The following is a 10,123-nucleotide window of genomic DNA, read 5'->3' as shown; positions in this document are numbered from 1 at the left end:
AGTTGCATTAGCTTGTATATTTATTTGGCTACCTTTATCGGGTAAATTCTATACTTGAAATGTCAACAGACCCTAATGTAATTCTGTAATATTTTAGCCCGAAATTTTATATCGGGTATATCTTCTAAGGACCAAGAGCATAATCTGAATAAATAAGTTTGGGCTGAAAAACCAAAAAATTTACTAGATTCATGATTAATTTCATCACCAGCATCTAACATTGCGTAAATTTATGAATTAATATTTTCTTGAGGAACTTGTTTACTATATGCTTCAAATTTGGATAGAAAGTCTTCAAGTAAATTTCTGGCATCTAGGGCAAGAATTTTCTCTTTAAGCTGTTCTCTATTAGCAGTTAGTTGCAGGAAATTTATAAAGTCTGACGTAGAAAAATCTTCGCTATCAAAACTAAGTTTGAAATATTTATCAAAGTGGTCTTTATGGCATACTCTGAGTTGAGTAAACCATTCTTGATATGAACTATGATCATGATAATAGTTACTTATGATCCACTGAGTAGTAGGAAAGAGGGTTTTCAAAATACCTTCGACAGATTCTCTATTGTTCTCAGATGCGCTCTTGAAAATATCTTCAATTATTCGTGAATACTTTACTTTATCTGTTTGATTGTTACTTGAGACAGAACGTAAAGTGGTAAAAGCTTCTTTAGAGTTGGAGAGTTTGCTATAAACATTCGGCTCAAACACTCTTAAGCATTCAATGGCTATCAAATCTATTGGATCTGCTTCGAAAATATCATTATTTTTAAAAAGATTGAAGTTAAAGCATAGAGTCGAGTTGAATCTATAGACATTTCTTAAATTATTGAAATAGTTTTTTAAACCGTTATGATAAATTTCCACCCATCTTTTTTGATCAAATTTTTTGTCTGCATCAGTATGACTATTTATCACATCTTCTAGTAGATTAACTAGAACTTCATGGACTTGTTTTAATTGAATTTGTGGAATTGTAAAAGGTATTTGAATAATTTTTTCTAGATAGTTCTCGCCAGATTGCGTAGTATCAGTGAGCTTTTTTTCAACTATATCTTTCTGAAATAAAAGTAAAAATATTACATTAGGAAAATCAGTATTTGCTTTAATTAATTGAAAGATCATTCGCAACTCTACAGTTGTTAAGCGATCAATATCATCCATAACGATCAAAAGAGGAGTTGTCCTACTCTTCAAAGCGGTAATTAATTCCTCACGAATTTCTGCTAAGGTTTTTTCATTCAGTTTAGCCTTTTGACTAGAATTTTCTGACATTTTACCTAGTATGTCACTTCCTTTCTCAGTAACTGACATAAGGATAGGAATGAGTGATGTTAAGGTCGTAATGAGTAACACTAATTGTGTATTATCAGTAAAATAGCTACTTACTAGTCCTGTACCTAAAATTGCAGTAGTTAATAAAGGAACGAAAAGATTAGCACTTTTAAAAATCGTGTGAGCTGTAGAAAGGTGATTACCATACTTAGCAAATATATTTGCCAAATTTTGATCTTCTTTAGATGAGTCTTTCCTTCCAATAGATTTTGATATTTCATCAAAAAAAGCTTGAACAATCTTATCCTGAGCTGACCATTCCCAAGGTGAAAACTCTATAATTGTGGGTGAGTTATCTTGCTTTTTTGAATAAGACAATGCCATATTTTTAATTGATGATTTTCCTGAGCCCCAATCTCCATGCAACGCAATAACTAGACTTTCATCACCTTTCCATTGAGAAATAGCATCACTTAAGTTTTTTGCAAAATCAGCTCGACCTAATAAGTCTTGTTCTAAATTTCTAATTGGTCTATCAGCAGAAAATGCGTATTTATCTATATTTGTCATGTTGGGGTATTTATAAAGTTTTAATCAAATAATTCTATCAAATATCATTATGATTTTAAAAAAAAATCCCCTCACTAAGAGGGGATCTTTTTGAATCAAACTACAGCATTAAAGCGCTGCAATTTGCTCCATATTCGCTTTAATCGTCGCTAACTGATCCGCAAACTCAGCAAGTTTTGCTTTTTCGCCTTCAACCACAGCAGCAGGTGCTTTCGCCACAAAACCTTCATTAGCAAGTTTAGTTGCAATTTGGTCATGCTGTTTTTGAACCTTGTCTAAGTCTTTTTGTAGACGACCCAATTCCGCTTTAGGGTCAATTAAACCCTTCATTGGAACGAACACAGATACGTGACCGACTACAGAAGAAGAAGACAATGGTGGTTGTTCGCCATCCGCCAAGAAGGTGATGCTTTCAACTTTTGCCAATGCTTTAAACAACGGCTCAATACGAGAAATTTGGGCAGTTTCAGCTTCAGTGGTGTTCTGTAAAAGTACAGGCAATAAACGCGCATTGCCTAGACCCATCTCACCACGGATGTTACGTACCGCACCAATCAAACCTTGCAGCCATTGCATATCTGCTTCAGCTTGGTCATTAATCAATGCTTGGTCAGCAACCGGGTACGGCGCCAACATAATGGTTTCGCCAGTAATACCGAGTTTAGGCGCAAGCGTTTGCCAGATTTCTTCAGTCAGGTAAGGCATCAACGGATGCGCCAAACGTAAAGACGCTTCCATCACAGAAAGAAGAACACGACGTACTTCAGCTTTACGCTCTTCCGATACATTTTCATCATTCAGAACCGGTTTGGTTAACTCAACATACCAGTCACAGTATTCATTCCAGATGAACTCGTAAATCGCTTGCGCAGCCAGATCTAAACGGTAGGTTGCAAATGCTGTTTGCACCGCTTGTTCCGCTTTTTGCAGACGGCTTACGATCCATTGTTCAGGCAATTCCCAAAGGTCTTGACGTGCTTCTGAACCAATCGTTTGACCTTCGACATTCATCATCACGAAACGCGTTGCGTTCCAGATCTTGTTGGCAAAGTTACGGTAACCTTCAACACGTTTCATGTCGAACTTGATGTCACGACCAGTGTTTGCAAGCGCACAGAAGGTGAAACGAACTGCATCGGTACCGTAAGACTGAATCCCTTCAGGGAATTCTTTACGCGTTGATTTTTCAATCTTCGCTGCCTGTTTCGGGTTCATCAAACCTGTAGTACGTTTTTGTACTAATGTTTCAAGATCCACACCGTCAATCAAGTCTAATGGGTCAAGTACGTTACCCTTAGATTTAGACATTTTCTGACCTTCGCCATCACGGACCAAACCGTGTACATACACAGTCTTGAACGGCACTTGTGGCGTACCATCTTCATTCTTCATGAAGTGCATGGTCAGCATGATCATACGTGCTACCCAGAAGAAGATGATGTCAAAACCTGTCACCAGTACATCTGTTGGGTGGAATGTATTTAAGAAGTAGTTTTCTTTGTCTTTTGCTTCATCGCCAGTCCAACCTAAAGTTGAGAATGTCCAAAGACCTGAAGAGAACCATGTATCGAGTACATCTTCGTCTTGGTTCAACTCAATATCGGCAGGGATGTTGTTTTTCGCACGCACTTCAGCTTCGTCACGACCTACATATACATTGCCTTCCGCATCGTACCAAGCAGGAATACGGTGACCCCACCACAATTGACGAGAGATACACCAGTCTTGAATGTTGTTCATCCATGCCATGTACATGTTGCTGTACTGTTCAGGTACGAACTTGATGTCGCCATCTTTCACAGCTTTAATTGCAGGTTCAGCAAGTGGTGCAATCTTCACATACCATTGGTCAGTCAGTAATGGCTCAACGATCACGCCTGAACGGTCACCGCGAGGTGGTTTCAGCGTATATGGTTGGATCTGGTCTAACCAGCCTTCAGCTTCAGCCTGTTCAACTATTTTTTTACGTGCTTCAAAACGCTCTAAACCAATGTAGTCTGCAGGTGCAGGAATGGTTTTAGAAATTTGTTCGCCCGCTTTTGCGATGTATTCAAACTCAGCCAGTACTTCAGCATTTTTGTTGAAGATATTGATGATAGGCAATTCACAGCGTTTACCTACTTCATAGTCATTGAAGTCGTGAGCCGGGGTGATTTTTACACAGCCAGTACCGAATTCTTTGTCTACATATTCGTCTTTAACGATTGGAACCGCACGACCAGTGATTGGCAGGATAATATTTTTACCCACCAAATCTGCATAGCGTTCATCATCAAGCGCAACGGCAACAGCTGTATCACCCAACAATGTTTCAGGACGCGTCGTTGCCACAACGATATAATCTTTACCATCGTGCGTGCGAAGTGATTTGTCTTCAAAGAAGTATTTGAAGTGCCAGAGTGAACCTGCTTCTTCTTTATCAGACTCAACTTCTAAGTCAGAAAGGGCAGTTTGCAGTTTAGGATCCCAGTTCACCAGGCGCTTACCGCGGTAGATCAGGCCTTCTTCATGCAGTTTTACAAACACTTCTTTTACCGCGTTTGATAAACCATCATCCATGGTGAAGCGTTCACGAGACCAGTCTACAGAAGAACCCAAACGACGAATTTGACGGGTGATGTTACCGCCAGATTGTTCTTTCCATTCCCAAACTTTTTCGATGAATTTTTCACGACCTAGGTCATGACGGCTAACCCCTTGCGCACCCAACTGACGCTCTACAACCATTTGCGTTGCAATACCTGCGTGGTCAGTACCCGGTTGCCATAAGGTATTTTTACCAGACATACGGTTAAAACGGGTTAAGGCATCCATGATGGCATTGTTAAAACCATGACCCATGTGCAGGCTACCAGTGACATTTGGTGGCGGAATCATGATACAGAAAGATTCGCCTTTTTCAGACGGCTTAAAGTAGCCACGCTCTTCCCAAGTTTGGTACCATTTTTTCTCGATCTCGGTCGGATCGTAGGTTGTCGCGATATTTTGCGCTGAGTCAGTCATAGTCTAAACAGATCAAAAGTGAATGAAAAATTGGCTCTATTGTAGCAAAAAAAATAGTGCATGCGGCAGCTTAACCAAATGCAAACTTTAGCCAATTGGCATGTATAGCAACTCATCGTATGATAGAACGATAAAAAAACGCGACTCATCGCAGCATATCAAAAAGGATAATAAGATGAGCTATAGCATTTCCCTGAAGCTTCAACCTGAAACTCATCAGCGCTTTAAAGACCTTCATTTCCGATTAAATGCGGGCGAGCAAAACAGTCTGGCCAGACCCTTAGGTGAAAATCTGGCCGATATGGCCTGTGAAATTATTGACCAGATTTTTGGTCAGGTGGTGCAACTGGCCAACTCACCGGACAGTGAGTCTGAAAAAGTGATTCAGCAGATTATTCATACAACGCGTAAATATATGCCCTGGTCGGTTTCCTTATTTGGCAATGAACGGCTCATGCCAATGGTGAATTACCTGCATCAAATGACTTATGAACAGGCCGGTGATGCTTTTATGCGTTATCCGGTGGAAAAGATGCTGGTGATGGAACTGCTCGGCTGTGTTGACCAGATGAAAAATGGTAATCACCAGTATGTATCACCCGCTTTAAAAGCTTTTACTCAGGTGGTCGATCAAGGGGTGACGCATTTAATCCGTGAACCGAAAAAAATGTTGAAATTTAATGTGGTGGTCGATAAAACCTTGAATGGGGTGATTCATTTAACCACCCAGTTAGGCTATAAACGTTTTGACAAGCTCGGTAGCATCTATGATGCCGATACCATGAGTTATTATTTTGAGCATTTGCTGGCATTTCTGGAAGATGAAATGCCGCACCATATTCATTAAAACAAGGGAAATAGGATTTCATGGCGAAAGTTGAAGACTTAAATGGAAAAGTGGTCTGGATTACCGGCGCATCTTCAGGAATTGGCAAGGCGATCGCACAGCAATGTGCTGCACTCGGAGCACAGGTGGTACTGACTGCACGCCGGCATGAAGAACTGGAAAATGTTCGCCAAAGTCTCACCAATCCGGGTCAGCATATTTCAGTCATTGCCGATATCACGGATGAAAGCCAGGTTCGTCATGCCTATGAACAGGTTTTGCAACAAAAAGGCCGGATTGACTGGCTGATTAACAATGCCGGACTTAGCCAGCGTGCCCTGATTGCAGATACCACCATGCAGACTGAACGAGCCATTATGGAAGTCGATTACTTTTCTCAGGTGTTTCTTACCAAAATGGTATTGCCAACCTTTCTGGCACAAAAATCAGGTCGTATCGTCTTTATTTCCAGTGTGGCAGGTTTGCTCGGCACCCAGTATCGCGCATCCTATTCCGCAGCCAAAGCAGCGATTCATATGTGGGCTAACAGCTTGCGTGCGGAAGTTGCTGATCAGGGTGTTCAGGTCTCGGTGATTTTTCCGGGCTTTGTTCAAACCAATGTCTCATTTAATGCTTTAAATGGGGAAGGCAAGCCACAAGCCAAGCAGGATGAAGCGATTGAAAATGGGTTGTCGGCAGAAGATTTTGCCCGTCAAAGCGTACAAGCCTTGCAGTGCGGCGAAGAATATATTGTGATTGGCGGCAAGAAAGAAAAACTCGGTGTGCTGGTTTCGCGTATTTCACCCAAGGTGCTATACAAAATGATTCGTAAAACCAACGTTAAATAAATCATCCAGAGTAAAAAAGGGCAGTAGCGCCCTTTTTTATGTCTCTTAAAACATCAACAAAAATAACAATACTTAAAAATGCAATTCATTTCTGGAGAATTGCCCATAAAGGGAATGCAGCCGATAACATGGATATGCAGAAAATTACCTTTTCACTCTGGTACTTAAGCCAAAAGCCGGTATGTTAATTAAAAATAACAGCCAACTGGAATAAGCTCATTCGATGAAAACCCCGGTGCCCGATTATCTCCAGCATGTATTAACGGTCTGTCATGATAATGATCAGGACGCTTTGGCTGACTATATCCCTGAACTGGCAGCGGTAGATCCAAACAAGTTCGCTTTGGCGCTGACTACGGTGGATGGCACGATCTATTCTACGGGAGATGATGCAACCGAATTTACCATGCAGTCAATGTCCAAACCTTTTGCCTATGCCTTGGCATTGCAGCATTTGGGAATTCCAGCAGTACTGGAAAAGGTCGGCGTTGAACCTTCAGGAGAGGCTTTTAATCAGATTTCACTGGATAAAGAAACCAATCTTCCGAAAAATCCAATGATTAACTCGGGTGCGATCACCACGCATTCTTTGATTCCGGTACAAAAAGGCATTTCACGTGCGGAATGCTTGCGCCGTTTTTTAAGTGAGCTGGCAGGCCGTCAACTGGAATTCGACAAGCAGGTATATAAGTCGGAAGTCAAAACTGCATTCCGGAACCTATCGATTGGCTATATGCTGCGTACTGTAGGTGTGCTTGATTCGGATCCTGTGGAAATCGTCAATGGATATATCAAGCAATGTGCGATTAAGGTAACGGTCAAAGATCTGGCAAATATCTGTAGTGTGCTCGCTAATGGTGGTGTTCAGGCCAAAACTGGCAAACAGTTGTTAGAGCGTGATGTAGTGCGCCAAGTGCTCAGCGTGATGATGACCTGTGGCATGTATGATGCGGCGGGTGACTGGCTGACTACGGTGGGCATTCCTGCCAAAAGTGGTGTGTCGGGTGGAATTATCGGGGTATTGCCTGGGCAGGTGGGAATTGTGGTTTTTTCTCCTAAAATTGATGAGCATGGGCATAGTGTACGTGGGGTAGATATTTTTGAGCGTTTGTCGCGTGACATGGGCTTGCATCTGATGGAAGGGACGCCATCGGCACAGACCATTTTGCAAAGTCGTTATACAGCAGGTAAGAACAATGACATTATCGTGTATGAGCTGCGCGGTGTATTGCAATTTACCGAATCGGAAATGTTGCTGCGGATCTTGCAGGATGAGCCAGATGCTAAAACACGTATAGTCATAGACCTGACCAATTTGACTCTGATTCATGATGTGGGTGCACGCATGTTATTTGAAGGCGTTAAACGTTTACAAGCAGCTGGACACAAAGTGGTAGTCATTGATTCTGAAGGCGTATTGAGTGAAGAACAGGTAAAAGGCAATAAGCGGGTAGTAGTGACAGAAGAACTAGAGCGCTATTTGGACAAGTTTCATTAAGCCACATCCATAGGAATGAGTATGCCTTTCATTATTTGTGCTTTTAAACTTACTCAGTAGAGGAAATGAAATATAAAAAAGCCCCGAACAGTGTCGAGGCTCTTTTCAAATCTTGAAAAGTTTATTTAATATGCTCGGCAATGTCCGTAAAGATCACGCCTAAGCCGTGTGCGCCTGCGTCCGGATAGCTTAAGCTACGATCACCGACTGTACCAGCACGGCCCATACGCGCCACGATCTCTTTGGTGGATTCTGCACCTTTTACTGCGGCCTCTGCACCTAAGACAAAGTTTTCTTTAAACCTCTTGTCGGTATTGGCTGACCAAGAGTCTGCGCAAGGAACCAAAGCATCAATCAGGGTTTTGTCACCGACCACAGCACCACGACCAAATGAACGCTCACCTGTCACTTGAATACCTTTCACTGCTGCTTGCAGCATCTCGGCAAAATCTGCCACAGTTAATGTGGTTTTGCCTTGAATGGCTTTGCTCGCTGCACGAAACGCTGAACCCCAGATTGGACCTGATGCACCACCACAATGCTCCATGATAATCATGGAACTGTTCAGCAAAAATTCATCCATGTACTGCGCTTGAATCAGGCCTTGCCATTCGCGTTTCAGTTGTTTAAAGCCTTTGGCTACACTCATACCAAAATCACCGTCGCCTGCATGGGCATCCAGCTCACAGAATGGCACTTCATTTTTGATAATGCAGGCCGCCATCACATCGACCACATAACGCATGTTTTCAATCGTGAATTGCTCGTTCTGAATTTCAGCATGTTCTGCTGCGGTTTCGACTTGAATATTAGCATGACTTTCTGCTGCTACGTCTTGTGCTGCAAATTCAAATGGTAGTGCAGGTGAGCCATCCAGCTTAAAGGCAGGGGTATTGGCTTCCGCATCCAGATAGGTTTTCAGTTCATCATCCACAGCAAGCAATGAAACCGAAGCCCCATTCATGTCGATACTGGTCATGTAGTTGCCAACGAATGTGCGGTAAATCTTGATACCTTTACGGGCCAGATGTTCGCATACATCATTGTTAAACACATACAGTTCTTGCATTGGCGTTGAACCAAAGCCATTCACCAACACCGCAACTTCTTGCATGTCAGGACGGTCAAGGAATAAGTCATCGATAATACGTTGTGCCAGCTCTTTGGATGGCAGGATTTTTTCACGACGGATACCCGGTTCGCCGTGGATGCCGACGCCGTATTCCATTTCATCATTCGCCAAGGTGAAGGTGGGTGTGCCTTTGGCAGGAACGGTACATGAGGTATAGGCGAAACCAAGACTAATCACGTTATCTGCTGCTTTTTGAGCCACGGCTTTGACTTCCGCAAGCTCTAAACCTTTTGATGCTGCTGCACCTGCAATTTTATGTACAAATACAGTACCCGCCACGCCACGACGACCAACCGTATAGAGGCTATCTTTAACGGCAATATCATCCGCCACTTTGACATAATCGACTTTAATGCCATCTTCTGCTGCCAAAGCTGCACCATTCTGGAAATTCATCATATCGCCAGAATAGTTTTTGATGATCATCAGTACACCTTTGTCTGTCGCGACATGTTGCAGGGCTTTGTAGACCTGAATTTGAGAAGGTGATGCAAATACATCACCACACACGGCCGCGTCTAACATGCCAGTACCCACAAAGCCTGCATGTGCAGGTTCGTGACCACTGCCACCGCCACTGATCAGTGCCACGTTGTTGTGTTTCTCTTTACGTGAAATGATTTTATGGGATTCGGTAAATTGTAGTTCAGGATGGGCAAGGACAAAGCCTTTGCACATTTCGACAACCAAGTTTTCAGGGTTGTTGATGAGTTTTTTCATGGAGGAAGGCCTTCACGTATTCTGGGAGATGTGTAAAGTCTTATTATTATGGAAATGTTTGAAATTTGCAGACTGAAAAGTGTAAAAACAGATGATTTTGGGGTGAGCGGTTAGAAAAGGGGCAGTTTCAGATTTTTTATTGGTTGTTAAATTTTACCTCTCCCTAACCCTCTCCTAAAAGGCATAGGTATCTACACAATTCCTGAACTTTGCGTTAAATTGAAGAGCATGCTCTTCAATTTAACATCTCTGGCC

The 10,123-nt window shown here is 42.3% G+C and carries 6 protein-coding genes; 3 read left to right on the top strand and 3 right to left on the bottom strand.

From position 1 onward, the window contains the following. Positions 1-230: 230 nt before the first annotated feature. The gene (locus PV763_RS16115; protein WP_420938208.1) at positions 231-1,841 is read right to left on the bottom strand and encodes a KAP family P-loop NTPase fold protein; all 1,611 of its coding nucleotides are present in this window, start codon (positions 1,839-1,841) and stop codon (positions 231-233) included. A 108-nt stretch (positions 1,842-1,949) separates the two neighbouring features. Next, a complete protein-coding gene (locus tag PV763_RS16110) occupies positions 1,950-4,844 on the bottom strand; it encodes a valine--tRNA ligase (RefSeq protein WP_420938207.1) in 2,895 nt (964 codons plus the stop codon). A 175-nt stretch (positions 4,845-5,019) separates the two neighbouring features. On the opposite strand from PV763_RS16110, the gene PV763_RS16105 reads away from it, so the two are divergent. The 3 genes from PV763_RS16105 to PV763_RS16095 all read left to right on the top strand — a co-directional run bounded on the left by PV763_RS16105 (position 5,020) and on the right by PV763_RS16095 (position 8,016). Further along, positions 5,020-5,691, top strand: a complete 672-nt coding sequence (locus PV763_RS16105; protein ID WP_278356815.1) for a hypothetical protein — start codon at positions 5,020-5,022, stop codon at positions 5,689-5,691. A 20-nt stretch (positions 5,692-5,711) separates the two neighbouring features. Continuing rightward, positions 5,712-6,518, top strand: a complete 807-nt coding sequence (locus PV763_RS16100; protein WP_420938206.1) for an SDR family oxidoreductase — start codon at positions 5,712-5,714, stop codon at positions 6,516-6,518. 223 nt (positions 6,519-6,741) lie between these two features. After that, entirely contained in the window at positions 6,742-8,016 is a 1,275-nt protein-coding gene (locus tag PV763_RS16095; protein WP_420938205.1) for a glutaminase, read from the top strand. Between the two features lie 121 nt (positions 8,017-8,137). Here the strand turns inward: PV763_RS16095 and dhaK are convergent, their stop codons facing one another. Further along, the gene (gene dhaK, locus PV763_RS16090) at positions 8,138-9,868 is read right to left on the bottom strand and encodes a dihydroxyacetone kinase subunit DhaK (RefSeq protein ID WP_420938204.1); all 1,731 of its coding nucleotides are present in this window, start codon (positions 9,866-9,868) and stop codon (positions 8,138-8,140) included. Positions 9,869-10,123 lie beyond the last annotated feature (255 nt).

The sequence above is a fragment of the Acinetobacter sp. AS5 genome (assembly GCF_048957595.1).
Classification (GTDB): domain Bacteria; phylum Pseudomonadota; class Gammaproteobacteria; order Pseudomonadales; family Moraxellaceae; genus Acinetobacter.
The sequence above is the reverse complement of the archived record's forward strand: the minus strand, read 5'-3'. Positions and strand labels throughout refer to the sequence as shown.

Excerpts from the sequence above, each read along its gene's own strand:
- PV763_RS16115 (WP_420938208.1), bottom strand. The coding sequence starts at position 1,841 with ATGACAAATATAGATAAATACGCATTTTCTGCTGATAGACCAATTAGA.
- PV763_RS16110 (WP_420938207.1), bottom strand. The coding sequence starts at position 4,844 with ATGACTGACTCAGCGCAAAATATCGCGACAACCTACGATCCGACCGAG.
- PV763_RS16105 (WP_278356815.1), top strand. The coding sequence starts at position 5,020 with ATGAGCTATAGCATTTCCCTGAAGCTTCAACCTGAAACTCATCAGCGC.
- PV763_RS16100 (WP_420938206.1), top strand. The coding sequence starts at position 5,712 with ATGGCGAAAGTTGAAGACTTAAATGGAAAAGTGGTCTGGATTACCGGC.
- PV763_RS16095 (WP_420938205.1), top strand. The coding sequence starts at position 6,742 with ATGAAAACCCCGGTGCCCGATTATCTCCAGCATGTATTAACGGTCTGT.
- dhaK (WP_420938204.1), bottom strand. The coding sequence starts at position 9,868 with ATGAAAAAACTCATCAACAACCCTGAAAACTTGGTTGTCGAAATGTGC.